At 72.3% G+C, this 16,034-nt stretch carries 16 protein-coding genes; 12 read left to right on the top strand and 4 right to left on the bottom strand.

The features are described 5' to 3' along the window. Nucleotides 1–85: 85 nt before the first annotated feature. Together ABD831_RS02300 and ABD831_RS02295 are read left to right on the top strand one after the other, a co-directional pair. On the top strand, nucleotides 86–433 hold the full coding sequence (locus ABD831_RS02300) for an ArsR/SmtB family transcription factor (protein WP_344940928.1): 348 nt from the start codon (nucleotides 86–88) through the stop codon (nucleotides 431–433). Continuing rightward, nucleotides 430–1,146, top strand: a complete 717-nt coding sequence (locus tag ABD831_RS02295) for a cation efflux transmembrane domain-containing protein (RefSeq protein WP_344940925.1) — start codon at nucleotides 430–432, stop codon at nucleotides 1,144–1,146. The genes ABD831_RS02300 and ABD831_RS02295 overlap by 4 nt, the downstream gene beginning before the upstream one ends. A 4-nt stretch (nucleotides 1,147–1,150) precedes the next feature. On the opposite strand, the gene ABD831_RS02290 is transcribed toward ABD831_RS02295, so the two are convergent. Together ABD831_RS02290 and ABD831_RS02285 are read right to left on the bottom strand one after the other, a co-directional pair. After that, complete coding sequence (locus ABD831_RS02290; protein ID WP_344940921.1) at nucleotides 1,151–2,098, bottom strand: TIGR03086 family metal-binding protein; 948 nt, start codon at nucleotides 2,096–2,098, stop codon at nucleotides 1,151–1,153. A gap of 79 nt (nucleotides 2,099–2,177) precedes the next feature. Then, nucleotides 2,178–2,903 carry a DedA family protein gene (locus ABD831_RS02285; RefSeq protein WP_344940918.1) on the bottom strand — a complete coding sequence of 242 codons (726 nt, stop codon included), beginning with the start codon at nucleotides 2,901–2,903 and terminating at the stop codon, nucleotides 2,178–2,180. A gap of 175 nt (nucleotides 2,904–3,078) precedes the next feature. On the opposite strand from ABD831_RS02285, the gene ABD831_RS02280 reads away from it, so the two are divergent. Beyond that, complete coding sequence (locus ABD831_RS02280) at nucleotides 3,079–3,741, top strand: TrmH family RNA methyltransferase (protein WP_344940915.1); 663 nt, start codon at nucleotides 3,079–3,081, stop codon at nucleotides 3,739–3,741. A 1-nt stretch (nucleotide 3,742) separates the two neighbouring features. Here ABD831_RS02280 and ABD831_RS02275 read toward each other — a convergent pair whose 3' ends face one another. Next, complete coding sequence (locus ABD831_RS02275; protein ID WP_344940911.1) at nucleotides 3,743–5,032, bottom strand: citrate/2-methylcitrate synthase; 1,290 nt, start codon at nucleotides 5,030–5,032, stop codon at nucleotides 3,743–3,745. 126 nt (nucleotides 5,033–5,158) lie between these two features. On the opposite strand from ABD831_RS02275, the gene ABD831_RS02270 reads away from it, so the two are divergent. The 3 genes from ABD831_RS02270 to ABD831_RS02260 all read left to right on the top strand — a co-directional run bounded on the left by ABD831_RS02270 (nucleotide 5,159) and on the right by ABD831_RS02260 (nucleotide 8,971). After that, nucleotides 5,159–6,331 (top strand): citrate/2-methylcitrate synthase, encoded by a 1,173-nt coding sequence (locus ABD831_RS02270; RefSeq protein ID WP_344940908.1) that lies wholly within the window; start codon nucleotides 5,159–5,161, stop codon nucleotides 6,329–6,331. A gap of 218 nt (nucleotides 6,332–6,549) precedes the next feature. After that, nucleotides 6,550–7,809 carry an MFS transporter gene (locus ABD831_RS02265; RefSeq protein WP_344940905.1) on the top strand — a complete coding sequence of 420 codons (1,260 nt, stop codon included), beginning with the start codon at nucleotides 6,550–6,552 and terminating at the stop codon, nucleotides 7,807–7,809. 34 nt (nucleotides 7,810–7,843) lie between these two features. Further along, a complete protein-coding gene (locus ABD831_RS02260) occupies nucleotides 7,844–8,971 on the top strand; it encodes a M24 family metallopeptidase (RefSeq protein WP_344940902.1) in 1,128 nt (375 codons plus the stop codon). 49 nt (nucleotides 8,972–9,020) lie between these two features. Here ABD831_RS02260 and ABD831_RS02255 read toward each other — a convergent pair whose 3' ends face one another. Next, nucleotides 9,021–10,433, bottom strand: coding sequence for an NAD(P)/FAD-dependent oxidoreductase (locus ABD831_RS02255; protein WP_344940899.1), 1,413 nt, complete (start codon nucleotides 10,431–10,433; stop codon nucleotides 9,021–9,023). 35 nt (nucleotides 10,434–10,468) lie between these two features. Here ABD831_RS02255 and ABD831_RS02250 point away from each other — a divergent pair, with 35 nt between their 5' ends. From ABD831_RS02250 to ABD831_RS02225, 6 genes are all read left to right on the top strand, one after another. After that, complete coding sequence (locus ABD831_RS02250; RefSeq protein ID WP_344940896.1) at nucleotides 10,469–11,305, top strand: GNAT family N-acetyltransferase; 837 nt, start codon at nucleotides 10,469–10,471, stop codon at nucleotides 11,303–11,305. A gap of 46 nt (nucleotides 11,306–11,351) precedes the next feature. Further along, nucleotides 11,352–12,164 (top strand): hypothetical protein, encoded by an 813-nt coding sequence (locus ABD831_RS02245; protein WP_344940893.1) that lies wholly within the window; start codon nucleotides 11,352–11,354, stop codon nucleotides 12,162–12,164. 102 nt (nucleotides 12,165–12,266) lie between these two features. Beyond that, entirely contained in the window at nucleotides 12,267–13,295 is a 1,029-nt protein-coding gene (gene fbaA, locus ABD831_RS02240; protein ID WP_142176518.1) for a class II fructose-bisphosphate aldolase, read from the top strand. Further along, on the top strand, nucleotides 13,292–13,699 hold the full coding sequence (locus tag ABD831_RS02235) for a DUF3151 domain-containing protein (RefSeq protein WP_344940889.1): 408 nt from the start codon (nucleotides 13,292–13,294) through the stop codon (nucleotides 13,697–13,699). Before fbaA ends, ABD831_RS02235 begins: the two co-directional genes overlap by 4 nt. Before the next feature lie 19 nt (nucleotides 13,700–13,718). After that, nucleotides 13,719–14,522, top strand: coding sequence for a Cof-type HAD-IIB family hydrolase (locus tag ABD831_RS02230; RefSeq protein ID WP_344940886.1), 804 nt, complete (start codon nucleotides 13,719–13,721; stop codon nucleotides 14,520–14,522). A 198-nt stretch (nucleotides 14,523–14,720) separates the two neighbouring features. Further along, nucleotides 14,721–16,031, top strand: a complete 1,311-nt coding sequence (locus ABD831_RS02225; protein WP_344940883.1) for an adenylosuccinate synthase — start codon at nucleotides 14,721–14,723, stop codon at nucleotides 16,029–16,031. The last annotated feature ends 3 nt before the right edge of the window (nucleotides 16,032–16,034 follow it).

The raw sequence follows: 16,034 nt of genomic DNA, 5'->3' as shown, positions 1-16,034 counted from the left end.
AGCCGCTCGGGGCGTGCTGTCGCGTGGGCCTGGATACCTGAGTTCAGGCCTTGGTGAATACATCGATCACTGTATGATCGACCCCATGATCACGGCGACGCCGACGGACGCGCTGGCACGGTTCGGACACGCCCTGTCCGACCCCACGAGGGCGCAGATCCTGCTGACGTTGCGGAACGCCCCGGCCTACCCGGCCGAGCTCGCCGACGCGCTGGGTGTCTCCCGGCAGTCACTGTCGAACCACCTGGCCTGCCTGCGCGGGTGTGGACTCGTCGTCGCCCGGCCCGAGGGCCGGCGAGCGCTGTACGAGCTGACCGACGTGCGAATCGGCCACGCGCTCGGGGATCTCATCGAGCTGGTGCTGGTGGTCGACCCGGACTGCTCCGGCGGCCTCGCCACGGCCGTCGACCGGCCCGAAGAGGTGCGGCCGTGACGGCCCTGTCGCTGGGCCCGACGCCGGCTCGCCGGGCCGTCCTGTCGCGGCGCGTGAGGCTGTTCGTCGCCGCGACCATCACCTACAACGTGCTCGAGGCCGTCATCGCCCTGTCGGCGGGGGCGGCGGCCTCCTCCTCGGCGCTGCTGGGCTTCGGGCTCGACTCGGTGATCGAGGTGTCGTCTGCGGCTGTCGTCGCGTGGCAGTTCGCGGGCAGGGACCCGGAGGCTCGGGAGAAGACGGCGCTGCGGGCCATCGCCTGCTCCTTCTTCGCCCTGGCCGCGGTCGTGACGGTCGACGCCGTGCGCAGCCTGGCCGGTGCCGGCGAGGCGCAGCACTCCACGGTGGGCCTGGTGCTGGCCGCGGTCAGCCTGGCCGTCATGCCGGGGCTGTCCTGGGGGCAGCGGCGTGCCGGGCGCGAGCTGGGCTCGGCCTCTGCGGTCGCCGACTCGAAGCAGACGTTGCTGTGCACCTACCTGTCGGCGGTCCTCCTGCTCGGTCTGGCCGCGAACGCCTGGTTCGGATGGTCGTGGGCCGACCCGGTCGCGGCCCTGGGCATCGCCGGCATCGCCGCGCGTGAGGGTCTGGACGCCTGGCGGGGTGACACCTGCTGCGCCCCCACCGCCCTGCGCCCGGAAGCTCCGGCCGGCGGGCGCGACCCGTCCACGTCCTGCACGTCGTGCGGCCCGGGATGCGACTGCTGCACCGGCTGAGCGCTCAGCCCTTGACGTAGGAGAGCTTCTCGCAGACCTTCCCGTCGCGCAGGCGCACGACGTCGACGCCGCGCACGTGCCCCGGGGACCCGTCGGGGGCCACCCAGTCGAAGCGCCAGCGCAGCACCCCGCGGTCGCCCGCCACGAACGACTCCTCCGCCGTGAAGGCGGGGCTGCCCGTCTCGGTGAAGAGCGACTCCCACACGGACCGCACGTCTGCAGCGCCCTCGTGCCGCAGCCCGTCCGGCGCGGGTCCCGTGGCCTCGAACACGCAGTCGTCGGTCATCAGCGCCATGATCGCGTCCACGTCGCCGCGCCCGAAGGCGGCGATGAACGCGGTGAACCCCGCGTGGGCCGGGCCCCAGGTGGCGTCCCGGCCGAAGCGCGCGAGGAGGTCGCCCTGCGGGTCGCCACCGGACGGCATGCGCGGTCCGACGGCGCCGCCGGAGCGGTAGGCGTCCTCCGTGCCGTCGAACCACGCCGCCACGTCGGCGACGAGTCCGGGGTCCAGCACGCGGTCGCGGCCGGTCGCGACGGCGAGGTCCCAGCCGTGCACGAGGTGGTCGGCGACGAGCTGGCGGACGTACTCGTCCATCGACTCCTCGCCGTAGGACAGCTGCACCGTGCCGTGCGCGGGGAGCGTCTCCTCGACGACTCCTAGGGCCTCGGTCGCGGCCGACGCCGCGGCGCCGCGCGGGTCCTCGCCGAGGAGGTCGCCGTCGAGGCGGGACCCGACGTCGGCGATGGTGCGACCGCGCATCAGGGGCGAGGTCCAGAGGTCCTCGCCGACGACGTGGTTGACGAGGTCACGCACCGACCAGTCGCTGCACGGGGTCGGCAGCTTCCACTGGTCGTCCGCGACGGCAGCGGCCTGCTGCGCCCACCACTGCACGCTGCGGCGGTAGGTCTCGCCCAGGCCCGGGCCGGCCTGCTGGGTCTCGGTGGCGGTCATGGCGCCCTCCCATCACCCCTGCACCCACCAGTGTGCTCCGGAGAGGGACGTGCGTCAGGTCATCGCCCGAAGGATCCGCTCAGGAAGCGCGATCGGACCCGGTGACGTGGTCGCCGATGTCGCCCGCAGCCTCGGGAGTCTCCGCGGCGATCGCCTTGGCCTCTCGGCGGTGCTTGACGACCTCGTAGACCATCGGCAGCAGCGAGACGAGCACGACGAGGAGGATGGCGTACTCGATGTTCTTCGTCAGGCCGGGGAAGGCCTGACCGAGGAAGTAGCCGAGCAGGGTCACGCCGACGACCCAGGCCACGGCGCCCACGGCGCTCCACCCGAAGAAGCGCTGACGGTGCATCCGGCCGATGCCGGCCACGACGGTGATGAACGTGCGCACGATCGGCACGAAGCGTCCGAGCACGAGCGCGCGGTTGCCGTACTTGTCGAAGAACGTGTTGGTCTTGTCGAAGTTGGCGCTGTTGATGAACCGGCCCTGCCGTTTGTAGAGCGGCTTGCCGACCGCCCGGCCGATCTCGTAGCCGACGACGTTGCCGAGGAAGGCAGCGACGACCAGTGCCGCCATGGCCACGCCGAGGTTGAGGTCGAGCTGGCCCGTGGCGATGAAGAGGCCGACCGCGAAGAGCAGCGAGTCGCCGGGCAGGATCGGGAAGAGCAGACCGCACTCGACGAAGACGATGACCAGGGCGATGACGAAGAACGCCCCCTGGTACTGGTCAAGTAGGTGCTGGGGGTCCATCCACTTCGGGCCGAGGGCCGGAGCGAGGGCCGGCAGGGCGGCGAGTACGTGCATGCGTCACAGGGTATGCCGTGTGCCCGGGAACACCTGAATCCGCGCTGTCCGCCGCCTGAGGATCCCCCGCCCTGCCGGCGCGACGGCGGGAGTGCGGTCCTGCTGCTGGATCCTGCCTGCGTGGGACCCCCGAAGCCGCTCCGTGGACCTGCCTGGACCTCCGTAGACTCGGTGCGTGGAAGCAGAGGTGGGCGTGGGCCCGTGGGAGGGGCCGTGGCCCGCCGGGGACCACTGGGACCCCCAGCTGCTCGAGCACGGTGACCGGCGCAACGTCGTCGACGCCTACCGCTACTGGCGGCACGAGGCGATCGTCGCCGACCTCGACACGACGCGCCACGACTTCCACGTCGCCGTCGAGAACTGGGGCCACGACTTCAACATCGGCTCGGTGATCCGCACGGCCAACGCCATGGGCGCCCAGGCCTTCCACATCGTCGGCAGGCGCCGGTGGAACCGCCGCGGGGCCATGGTCACCGACCGCTACCAGCACGAGCACCACCACCAGGATGCCGCCTCGCTGGCCGAGTGGGCGCGTGCCGAGGGACTCGTGCTGCTCGGCATCGACAACCTGCCGGGCTCGGTGGCCCTCGAGACCTTCGACCTGCCACGGCGGTGCGTCCTCGTCTTCGGGCAGGAGGGCCCCGGGCTGTCGGAGCCGATGCGGGCCGAGTGCGCGGCGGTGCTGCACATCGAGCAGTTCGGGTCGACGCGCTCGATCAACGCCGGCGCTGCCGCCGCGGTCGCGATGCATGCCTGGGTGCGTCGGCACGTCTTCGACCAGGCGGTCCACCAGCCGGTCCACCAAGCCGTTCACCAGACCGGGCCCCAGCAGGTCTAGCTCAGCCCTGCGGGTCCCGGCCTCTCCAACGCAACGGCTCCTCGGCGTACTCCTCGGCGACGTGCGCGGCCACGCCCACCGACCGGGCCACCTGGAAGACGACCTCGCCGGACTCCGCCGGAAGGCGCAGCGCGTGCAGGACCGCTGCGCTCGCGAGGTCGATGTTGGGCAGGGCTCCGGTGCGCTCGGCGACGAGCGCTGCGAGAGCCTCGACCCGACGCCGCAACCGCGTCGTGCCGCGGCGGCGCCACAGGGACTCCAGGACGACGTCGGCCCGCGGGTCACCGTCGGGGTAGAGGAAGTGTCCGAAGCCTGCGACCCCGCCGCGCTCGCGCAGGGAGCGGGCCACGAGGGTCGCGGGGTCGACACCGTCGGTGAGCAGGGCGTGGGCGGCCACCGGCGCGGCGCCGTGGAGGGGTCCGGCCATGGCGGCATACGCGGCCGAGAGGCAGTCGTGGAGGCCGGCCCGGGTGGACGCCGTCACCCGGGCCGCGACCGTCGAGGCCGTCAGGCCGTGGTCGAGCAGGGCGACGAGCAGGACTCGGAGCGCTGCGACGTCTCCGGGTGACGACGGCGACCCGCCCAGTGCCGCCAGCGTGAGCGCCGCCAGGTCCGGCGGCAGATCCGGGCTCAGCGCCCCGACCGGGGCTCGGTCGCCGGAAAGGTCACCGGACCGGAGGCCTTTGGCCGGTGCGAGGGCAAAGCCTGCAGCCAGGCCCACCGCGGCGCGGAGGGTTGGCACGGCGGCGGCGCGGACCCGCTCCGGGTCGGTGTCGGAGGCGAACGGGTCGGCGGCCGCCAGCAGCTGCACGGCGACCGGCATCCGGCGTTCGAGTGGCAGGGCCGAGAGGTCGGCGACGCCCCCGAAGCCCCGGACGCCAGCGGCGCCCCCGGCGCCCCCGATGCCCCCGGCACCCTCGACGGTGCTCGTCCCCGAGTCCGAGGGCAGCACAGCGGTGCCGAGCACGACCGCGGCCGCCTCCTCGAACGACCCCAGGGCCACGACGTCGTGCAGGGGGCGGCCCCGGTAGTGGAGCTCTCCCTCGACCTGGCTGCTGACCGACGTCGCGATGCTCCGGAAGCGGAGCACCGGCTGGGGGCCACCCGGCGGCCGGGTCGCTGATGCCATGGCGTCGATCTGGCCCCGGTCGAAGAGGCTCTCCTGCTGGCCCGGGCGGCGCTCGCTGCGGAGCAGCCCCCGGCTGACGTACGCGTAGAGCGTCGCCCGCTTGACGCCGAGCCGCTGCGCAGCCTCGGTCGTCGTGATCCACGAGCCGGTCGTCGCCGCCATGCCACCTCCGTGCTGATCGGCTGAGCGGGTGATCGGTGTTGATCGGCTCAACCGTTGACGCGATCAACATTGACGATGTTGATCAACATCGCTGAGAGTGACGAGTGAACCCGAAAGGAGCACCCCATGTCCACCAATGCCACCGGTTTCATCACCGTCCCGAAGGGCCTGGCCAAGGTCGTCGTCACCGACACCGAGCTCGGCGACGTCCGCGGGGACGAGGGCTTCTTCCACTACCGGCAGTACTCCGCCGTCGAGCTGGCCGAGCAGGTCGGCTTCGAGCAGGCCTGGTACCTGCTGTTCCACGGCCACCTCCCCGACGACGACGAGCTCGCGACGTTCTCCGCGGCGGCCGGGCGCCTGCGCGTCCTTCCGCCCGGGCTCGCGGACCTGCTTCCCGCCATCTGCGCGACCACGACCGACTCGCTCCAGGTGCTGCGGACCGCGCTGTCCGCCTGGGGAGGCATCGCCGGCATCCGACCCCTCTACGACTGCGACGAGGACGAGAAGAGTGCTGCGGCCCTGGCGTCGGTCGCCATCACGCCGACGATCCTCGCCGCCGCCCATCGCCTGCACCAGGGCCTCGAGCCCATCCCCGCCGACCCGACCCTCGGTCACGCCGAGGACTACCTGCGCATGGTGACCGGACGGCTCCCCGCGGCCCGTGACGCCCGGGCCGTCGAGCAGTACCTCGTCGCCACGATGGACCACGGTTTCAACGCCTCGACGTTTACGGCCAGGGTCATCGCGAGCACCGGCGCCGACCTCGCGGCGTGCCTCGTCGGGGCCATCGGCTCCTTCTCGGGCCCCAAGCACGGCGGTGCGCCGAGTCGGGCGCTCGAGGCCCTCGACGAGATCGGCACGCTGGACCGGGCCGACGGCTGGGTGCGCGAGCGCATCGGGTCGGGTGACCGGATCATGGGCTTCGGCCACGCCGTCTACCGCACCCGGGACCCACGCTCCGAGATGCTCAAGGTGATCGCCCGCGGCTGGGACGACCCGCTCGTCGACCTCGCGGTCGGCGTCGAGGACGCCATCGAAAAGGCCCTGGCCGACCTCAAGCCGGGTCGTGAGCTGCACGCCAACGTCGAGTTCTACGCGGGCGTCGTCATGAAGCTCGCCGGGCTCGACCCGTCGATGTTCACGCCGACGTTCTGCGTCGCCCGTGTGGTCGGCTGGACCGCGAACGTCCTCGAGCAGAGCCGCGACCCGAAGATCATCCGGCCCGCAGCGCGCTACGTCGGCCCGCCGCCTCCGCAGCCCGTGCCGTCCGGCTCGCGCACGCCGCTGCCGGCCTGACCGAGCCGCACCAGGGCATCGAGCAGGCCCCGACGCATCCGGTTGCCGGGGCCTGCTCGGCGCGACCGGGGGAGCATCCGGTCGCTGGTCGTCGCCCGGAGCCCTCCGAACGTCAGCACCACGGTAGGGCAGAACGTGGCGCTCGGTTCGACGTTCAGGTCAGAACTCGACAGGGTGGTGTCAAGGATTCGTCGGCAGCACGTAAGGAGGGGGCGAGCGTGTCCGGTCCCGTGGTCGATACGTCCCGGTCCGGGGCTTTCGTCCGTTACTGGGTGGCCGACGCCATCTCGAACCTCGGCACCTTCGTCTCGGCCCTCGCCCTGCAGCTGCTCCTCATCGAGACGCTGCACGCCGACCAGACGGCCCTCGGGATCGTGCGGGCCGCACAGTGGCTGCCCTACCTCCTCTTCGGCCTGCTCGCCGGGGTCGTCGTGGACCGGGTGCAGCGGCGTCCGCTCCTCGTCGCGGCCGACCTGCTGTGCGCCCTGCTGCTGGGCGCGGTCGGGGTGCTCGCGCTGACCGGGCACCTGACCGTGCCGCTGCTGGCCGTGCTCGTCTTCTGCGCCGGCTCGGCATCGATGTTCTTCAGCGCGGCGCACCTGTCGCTGCTCCCGACGATCGTGCCGAGCGCGGGGCTGGCCTCGGCGAACGCCCGCCTCTCCCAGACCTACTCGGCGACCCAGTCCCTCGGCCCGCTCGTCGGCGGTGCGCTGGTGCGCCTCCTCTCGGCGCCGGTGGCCGTCCTCGTGGACGCGATGTCGTATGCCGTGTCGGCGGTCGTGCTCACGACCGTCCGCGTCGAGGAGGAGCGTCCCGAGCCCGCCGTCGAGCGACACCTCTGGACCGAGCTGCGGGAGGGAGCGGCCTGGGTCTACCGCCACGCGACGCTCCGCCCCTACGCCGTGGCCCTGCACCTGTGGTTCTTCGCCAACGCCATGGTGACCACGGTGCTCGTCTACTTCGCGACGACCGAGCTGCAGCTCGACGCGATCGCGGTCGGCCTCGTCCTCGCCGCGACCGGCGTGACGGGCGTCGTCGGCGCCGGCCTCGCCCCGCGGCTCGGGCTGCGCTTCGGCACCGGCCGGGTGATCACGGCGAGCGAGTGGCTCAGCCCCGCGGCATACGCCCTCCTCCTGCTCGCGCAGCCGGGGCCGTTCGCCGTCGTGTGTCCGCTCGTGGCCAACGCGCTCTTCGGGCTGGCGATGGGGCTCAAGGGCCCGCTCGAGATGAGCTATCGCAACCTGGTGACACCCGACCGGCTCCGCGGGCGCATGAATGCCACGATCCGGTCGTTCAACTGGGGCTCCATCGCGGTCGCGGCGCCGCTCGGCGGCTGGGTGGCAGCCACGTGGGGCAACCGCGTGGCGATCGCGGCGGGGGTCGTCGGGCTCGTGGTGTCGGCGGTGGTCCTGTGGTGCTCGCCCTATCGGCACGTCACCGTCGAGGGCGAACGCCTTGCGGCGCAGCCGCACCCGTAGGCGCGGGCTGCAGGCGCGGCGGTACGGTCGGGCCATGGGTGTCACCTCCTCCGTCCTCGACGTCGCGACGATGCGGTCCCGTCTGGACCGGTTGCGCCGGCACGCGGCCGACGCAGGTGTCGCGGCGACGCTCGTCTCGCCCGGCTCGGACCTGCGCTACCTCACCGGGGTCGTCGGGTCGTCGTTCGAGCGGCTCACGGCGCTCGTCGTGCCGACGGACGGGGCGGTCGCGCCGGTGTTCGTCTCGCCCGCGCTGGAGTACGCCGGCCTGGGCCACGTGCCGCTGGGCGAGCTCGGTGTCGAGGTGCGCACCTGGGTCGACGGTGAGGACCCGTACGCCCTGGCACTCGGCGGGATGCCCGGTGGCCGTGTGGCGGTCTCCGACATGATGCCGGCGCTGCACCTGCTGCGGCTGCGTGACGCCGGGGCCACCGACCAGCAGCTCGCCGGGCCGGTGCTGCGCGAGCTGCGGATGCGCAAGGACGCGACAGAGCTCGCCGAGCTGCGTGCGGCGGGTGCCGCCATCGACCGGGTGCACGCCCGCGTGGGCGAGTGGCTCCGGGCAGGTCGCACCGAGGCCGACGTGGCGGCCGACATCGCCCTCGCGATCGTCGAGGAAGGCCACGAGACAGCGGAGTTCGTCATCGTGGGGTCCGGCCCGAACGGTGCGAGCCCGCACCACTCCGTCAGCGACCGCGTCATCGAGGATGGCGACGTCGTCGTCGTCGACATCGGCGGCCCCTTGCCGTCGGGCTACGGCTCCGACAGCACGAGGACGTATGCCGTCGGGTCGCCTCGCGAGCCCGACGTGGCCTCCGCGTACGCCGCGCTCCAGGCGGCGCAGCAGGCATCCGTCGAGTCGGTGCGACCCGGGGTCACCTGCGAAGCCATCGACCGGGCGGCGCGCGACGTCCTCGCCGAGGCCGGCCTGGCCGAGCACTTCATCCACCGCACCGGCCACGGCATCGGGCTCGACGGCCACGAGGAGCCCTACATCGTGGCGGGCAACGACCTGCCGGTCGAGACGGGCATGACGTTCAGCATCGAGCCGGGCGTCTACCTCACCGGCCGCTGGGGCGCCCGCATCGAGGACATCGTCGCCGTGACCGACGACGGCGTCGAGCGCTTCAACACCCGCCCCACCGACCTCGTCGTCGTCTGACCGCACCCTCTCCCCGCCGAGTGCCCGATTCCCGACGTGGCCAAGCGCGTCAGGAGTCGAAGCCGACGCCGATGCGGTCGAGCGCCCTGAGCCACAGGTTCCGACGTCCCGTGCGGTCCTCGGCGGCGAGCGAGGACCGCGTGGCCCGCACGGCGGCATACCGGATCGGCTCGGGAGGGAAGGGGATCGGCTTGTGCCGCACCATGCCGAGCCGGGTGCGCTCGGTGTCCTTGCCGTCCACGAGGTCGAGTGCGACGGCCGCGCCGAAGCGGGTCGACGCGACGCCCAGCCCCGTGTAGCCCACGGCATACGCCATCCGTCCGCCGAGAGCGGTGCCGAACACCGGCGTGAAGCGTGAGGTCGTGTCGATGACGCCGGCCCAGCGGTGGGTGAACCGGGTGCCCTCGAGCTGCGGGAAGATGCCGAGGAAGTGGTCGGCGAGCAGTCCGTGCGACGCGTCCGACTGCTCGAGCGCGGGGTCGATGCGGCCCGGGAAGTGGTAGTTCGCGTCGTAGCCGCCGAACAGCACCCGGTCGTCGAGCGTCCTCCGGTAGTAGTGGAACTGGTTGCCCGCGTCGGTCAGGCCCTCACGACCACGCCACCCGATCGCATCGAGCTGCGCGGGAGTCAGTGGTTCGGTCATGAGCACGTGGTCGTAGACCGGCAGCACCCACGCGCTGAGACGCCGCAGCACGCCCTGCGACGCGTTGGTGCCGAGGACGACGCGCCGGGCGTGGATCGAGCCAGCGTCCACCGTCACCCGGACGCCGTCGCCCTCGGTGTCGAATCCCGTTGCGCGCGTGTGCTCGTGGAGCCTGACGCCGAGTGACTCGGCTGCCCGGGCCAGACCCCAGACGAGGCGTGCCGGGTCGACGAGCGCGACCTCCGGGTCGTACATCCCGGCGAGGTAGCGGGGCGAGTCGACACGGGCCCGTGCCTGCTCGGCGTCGAGCAGCTCGACCGGCACACCGTGCTGGCGGTGCAGCTCGAACGACTCACGGACAGCAGGGATCTGGTGCTCGGTCAGCGCCAGCGTCAGCTCGCCGGGCACGTGGAGGTCCGCGTCGATGCCGTATGCCGTCAGCGACCTCTGGATGCCCGCGAAGTTCTCCGTCGCGAGCCGGTCGAGTGTCCCCATCTCGTCGGGCCAGCACCCCACGCCCTGGGCGAGCCCGTGCGTCAGGGACGGCGCCATGAAGCCACCGTTGCGGCCGGAGGCGCCATCGGCCAGGCGGCCGGCCTCGATGACGACGACGTCGCGCGAGGGATCGGCCTCCTTGGCCTGGATCGCGGTCCAGAGTCCGGTGAACCCGCCACCCACGACGAGCAGGTCGGTGCGAGGCGCGGGTCCCGTCAGGGGCGCCCGGGGATCGGGTCGCTCGGGACGGTCGGTCCAGAACGGCACGGGACGGGCGTCGGCGAGAGCGGCGGCGGCGCGGGGCGAGAGCGGGGAAACAGGCATGACGAGACGGATTCGACCATGCTTGGCTGGTGCCTGTGAACCCCTCTTCGTTCCAGAGCGATCGCCCGCCCCTCACCCCCGACGAGCTCCTCCGCGTCTTCCATGACGAGACACGCGCGCCGATCGGTGTCGGGACGGCGCAACGGCCCATCGAGCTCGACGGGCTGGTGCGCCGCGAGTACGAGATCGACGGTGGCCACTGGAACATGATCGAGAGTCCTGACGGCCTCGGCCCGGACCCGGACGAATGGGACGGAGTCATCGCGCGGCAGCGCGACTTCTTCGCCGAGCGCGGTCTGCGCGTCGAGTGGAAGACCTACGACTACGACGAGCCCGCCGACCTCGGTGAGCGACTCGTTCACGCCGGCTTCGTCAAGGAGGACGACGAGGCGCTCATCCTCGGTGAGGCCGCGCCCCTCGCGTCCCAGGACCTCCACCTGCCCGAGGGGGTCGTCGTGCGCGCCGCCGACTCCGAGGAGGACTTCGAGCGGATGGCCGCGATGCTCCAGGCCGTCTGGGGCGAGTCCCAGGGCTGGGTCGTCGACTCGCTCCTCCCGCGCTGGCTCGCCGAGCCGTCCTCGATGGACGTCGTCGTGGTCGAGGAGACGCGCGAGGGACCGGTGCTCTGCGCTGCTCGCGCGGAGTACGACACCAGCGGGTTCACCGGTCTCTGGGGCGGTTCCACGCTGCCGGAGTGGCGCGGTCGGGGCCTCTACCGCGCGACCCTGCTCCACCGCGCGCGGCTCGGACTCGACCGCGGCAAGGACTACGTCCGGGTCGACGCCTCGCCCGACTCCGAGCCGATCCTGCGCCGGCTCGGCCTGCACCGCGTCGCGACGACGACGCCGTACGTCTTCGACCCCGCCACCTGACCCTCTGAGACACTCCTGACGTGACGCGAGGACGCAGGCGACGGTGATGACGCGGGGGTCGCGGGGTTCGCGGGGGTCGAGAGGGTCGCGGCCGCGCGCCGTCGTGGCGGCCGTGGCGGTGGCCGCCTCGGTGCTCGGCGCGTGCACCTCCGGGAGCACCGGCCCGGTCGTGGGAGGAGCCACGGCGTCCGCGTCGGCCGACACGGGCTCGATCCCGTCCGCCGCCGGGCCCGACCCGGCGATGACCCCCATCGAGGCGGCCCCGCAGTGCACCACGACGCGTCCGCTCACCGGCAAGGGACGAGTGCCCCTCGGCGCGGTCTTCCCCGGTGCCGAGACGAGCGCGTTCTCCGCCCCGAAGGAGGTCGTGCCGGGTCCCGACGCCACCGACCGGGCCCGGTGTCCCGGCGAGCTGCCGTCCCGGCCGCACTGCGACGGCCTCGTGCCGTGGACCGACCTGCCCCCCGACGCGTTCATCCCGGCGAGCGGGGCGCGCCGCCTCGTCGAGGGCTACCTCCTCACGATGCCGAAGCAGGCAGGCAACCAGGCCCCGCCCGAGAGCTCCGCCGGGACGAAGGCCGTCACCTACAGCCTCGTCGACCTCGTCGCAGGCGACCCGGGAGGTCTCGTCGACTACCTCCACACTGCGTTCACGGCCTGCGCGAAGGGGGTGCCGAGCACCGTCGCCGGTGTCGGTGCCCTCGTCGGGACCGTCCGTTCCGAGTACGGCGCCGGGTCGGCCGAGGTCGTCCTGCTCCGCCGCGGCACCCACCTCGTGTGGGTCTCCCTCGACGGGAGCGGGTGGCAGCAGGGGGAGCAGCAGCGGGCCCTCGCAGTCCTCGTCGCGCGCCTGCTCTGAGCGGGCGCTCACCGATGGGTGGGCACCCGTGGGCACGCGACGGCATACGTGGCAGGATTTCGGACGGATCCTCAAAGCCGCACACGAGACGCAGGAGTAGCAATGCCCATCGCCACCCCCGAGGTGTATGCCGACATGCTCGACCGCGCGAAGGCCGGCTCCTTCGCGTACCCCGCCATCAACGTCTCGAGCTCGCAGACGCTGAACGCCGCGCTCAAGGGCTTCGCCGACGCCGGCTCCGACGGCATCATCCAGGTCTCGACGGGTGGGGCCGACTACCTCTCCGGCCCGAGCATCAAGAACATGGTGAGCGGTTCGCTGGCGTTCGCCGCGTACGCGCACGAGGTGGCCAAGAACTACCCCGTCAACATCGCGCTGCACACCGACCACTGCCCCAAGGACAAGCTCGACACCTTCGTGCGACCGCTCCTCGCGGCCAGCACCGAGCGGGTCAAGGCCGGCGGCACGCCGTGGTTCCAGTCGCACATGTGGGACGGCTCGGCCGTGCCGCTCGAGGAGAACCTCCAGATCGCGCAGGAGCTGCTCGCCCTCGCCAAGGCTGCCGATGTCATCCTCGAGATCGAGGTCGGTGTGGTCGGCGGCGAGGAGGACGGCGTCGAGGGCGCCATCGACGAGAAGCTCTACTCCACGCCCGAGGACGCCATCGCCACGATCAAGGCGCTCGGCGCGGGCGAGAACGGTCGGTACCTGACGGCCCTGACCTTCGGCAACGTGCACGGTGTCTACAAGCCGGGCAACGTCAAGCTGCGCCCCGAGATCCTCCTGCAGGCCCAGCAGGCCGCCGCCAAGGAGCTCGGTCTGACGGGCGATGCGCGCCCGTTCGACCTCGTCTTCCACGGCGGCTCCGGCTCGCTGCCCGAGGAGATCTCGGCCGCCGTCGACAACGGCGTCGTCAAGATGAACGTCGACACCGACACGCAGTACGCCTTCACCCGCCGCATCGCCGACTGGATGATCTCCGGCTACGCGGGCGTCCTCAAGGTCGACGGCGAGGTCGGCAACAAGAAGCAGTACGACCCGCGCGCCTGGGGCAAGGCGGCCGAGGAGGCCATGGCGGTGCGCATCGTCGAGGCCTGCACCGCGCTGCGCTCGGCAGGCACCCACTCGTGAGCGACAACCTCCTGGGCATCCCCGAGACGCGTCTCGCCGTCGACCCGGCCGCCGAGAAGCTCGACGCCGGCGTCGACCCCGTGCAGGTGGCCGCCGCCTTCCCGGCCAGCTCGCTCGCGTGGGCGGTGCTCGCCGAGGACGCGCTCGCCGACGGTGACCGCGACGTCGAGGCCTACGCGTACGCCCGCACCGGCTACCACCGGGCACTCGACTCGCTGCGCAAGTCCGGCTGGCGCGGGCAGGGCCCCGTGCCGTGGTCGCACGAGCCCAACCGCGGCTTCCTGCGGGCGCTCGCGGCGCTCGCCCGCGCCGCCCGTGCCATCGGCGAGAGCGACGAGGAGGCCCGCTGCACGAAGTTCCTCCGCGACAGCTCGGCCGAGGGCGCGCGCGAGCTCGGTCTCTGAGGCACGGCCGCCCCACCGCATGACGCTCTTCTGCTCCGACGTCGACGGCACGCTGCTCGACCACCGACGCACGCTGTCTTCCCGCACCGTCGCCGCCATCCGGGCGGTGCGGGAGGCCGGGCACACCTTCGTGCTCTGCAGCTCGCGCATGCCGGCGTCCCTGGAGGGCCTCGAGCGGCTGTGCGGTGTCGAGCCGACCCCGCTCATCGCCTACAACGGCGGTCTCGTCCTGCGCGCCGACCGGTCCGTCGTCACGGACGTGCCGATCACCTCCGAGGACGCACGGGAGGCGTATGCCGTGTGCTCGCGGCTCGGACTCCACGCGAGCTTCTTCGCCGGTGACGACTGGTACGCCTGGGGCCCGGACCAGTGGACCGAGCGCGAGGCCACGATCACGGCCGTCGACCCGAGCGACGGGTCCGCGCACGACTACGTGGCCGGTGGCCTCGTCGACACGCACCCGCCGCACAAGGTCATGGCGATGGGCGACCCCGAGCTCGTCGACGAGCTCGAGGCCGCGCTCGCCGGGCGGCCCGGCCTCGTGACGTACCGGTCGAAGGCGACCTACCTCGAGATCGCCAACGCGGCCTGCTCCAAGGGTGACGGGCTGCGCGCCCTGGCCGGTGAGCTCGGCATCGATGTCGCCGACACCGTGTTCTTCGGCGACAACCACAACGACGTCTCGGCCTTCGCCGTGGCCGGCACCGCGGTCGCCGTCTCCAACGCGGTCGAGCCGGCGCTCGATGCCGCGACCGTCGTCACCGGACACCACCGCGAGGACGGCGTCGCCGAGTACCTCGAGGAGTGGCTGGGCGCGCACTGACCGACGCCGGTCCGGCTCACCGACGCCGGTCCGGCTCGGCGACGCCGGTCCGGCTTAGCGGCGCCGCAGCACTCAGGCGCTGCTGAGCGCGAGCGGCGCTGCTCGCAGTCCGACGGCTCGGGTGGGACGCCGTCGGGGGCACCGGTCTCGAACCGATAACCTTGCGGTTGGCTTTGACCACAACCGGAAGGCAGACCGATGCCGGCAATCGTGCTCGTCGGAGCGCAGTGGGGCGACGAGGGCAAGGGCAAGGCGACCGACCTGCTCGGCAGCAGCGTCGACTACGTCGTCAAGTTCAACGGCGGCAACAACGCCGGCCACACCGTCGTCATCGAGAAGGACGGCAAGCGCGAGAAGTACGCGCTGCACCTGCTGCCCTCCGGCATCCTCAGCCCCAACTGCGTCCCCGTCATCGGCAACGGCGTCGTCATCGACCTCTCGGTCCTCTTCGAGGAGCTCGACGGGCTCGAGGCGCGCGGCGTCGACACGAGCAAGCTGCTCGTCAGCGCCAACGCCCACGTCATCCCGAGCTACAACCGCACCATCGACAAGGTGACCGAGCGCTTCCTCGGCAAGCGCCGCATCGGCACGACCGGCCGCGGCATCGGCCCGACCTACGCCGACAAGATGAACCGCGTCGGCATCCGCATCCAGGACCTGTACGACGAGGGGATCCTGCGCCAGAAGGTCGAGGCTGCCCTCGAGCTGAAGAACCAGCTGCTGGCCAAGGTCTACAACACCCGCGGCGCCGAGGTCGACGACGTCGTCGAGGAGCTGCTGGCGTATGCCGCCCGCCTCGCTCCCATGGTCGCCGACACCAGCCTCGTGCTGAGCCAGGCCCTCGACCGGGGCGAGACGGTGCTCTTCGAGGCCGGGCAGGCAACCCTGCTCGACGTCGACCACGGCACCTACCCCTACGTGACGTCGAGCAACGCGGTCTCCGCCGGGGCCTGCACCGGCTCGGGCGTGCCGCCGACGCGCATCGACTCGGTCATCGCGATCCTCAAGGCCTACACGACCCGTGTCGGCGAGGGCCCGTTCCCGACCGAGCTGCACGACGACAAGGGCGAGTTCCTGCGCAAGACTGGCGCCGAGTACGGCACGACGACCGGCCGCCCCCGCCGCTGCGGCTGGATGGACACCGTCGTCGGCCGCTACGCGACCCGCATCAACGGCGTCACCGACTTCGTCATCACCAAGCTCGACGTCCTCACGGGCCTCGACAAGGTCCCGGTGTGTGTCGCCTACGACGTGGGCGGCGTGCGCCACGACGAGATGCCGGTCAACCAGACCGACTTCCACCACGCGACCCCGATCTACGAGGAGCTCGACGGCTGGTGGGAGGACATCACCGCCTGCCGCACCTTCGAGGACCTGCCGCCCAACGCGCAGGCCTACGTGCTCCGGGTCGAGGAGCTCATCGGCGCCCGGGTCTCGGCCATCGGGGTCGGTCCGGGACGTGACGAGATCATCGAGCGGTTCCCGCTGAAGCCCGCCGTCGCCCACTGACGC

Source organism: Terrabacter ginsenosidimutans (assembly GCF_039539425.1).
Lineage (GTDB): Bacteria > Actinomycetota > Actinomycetes > Actinomycetales > Dermatophilaceae > Terrabacter > Terrabacter ginsenosidimutans.
This window is presented reverse-complemented; position numbering and strand designations above follow the sequence as displayed.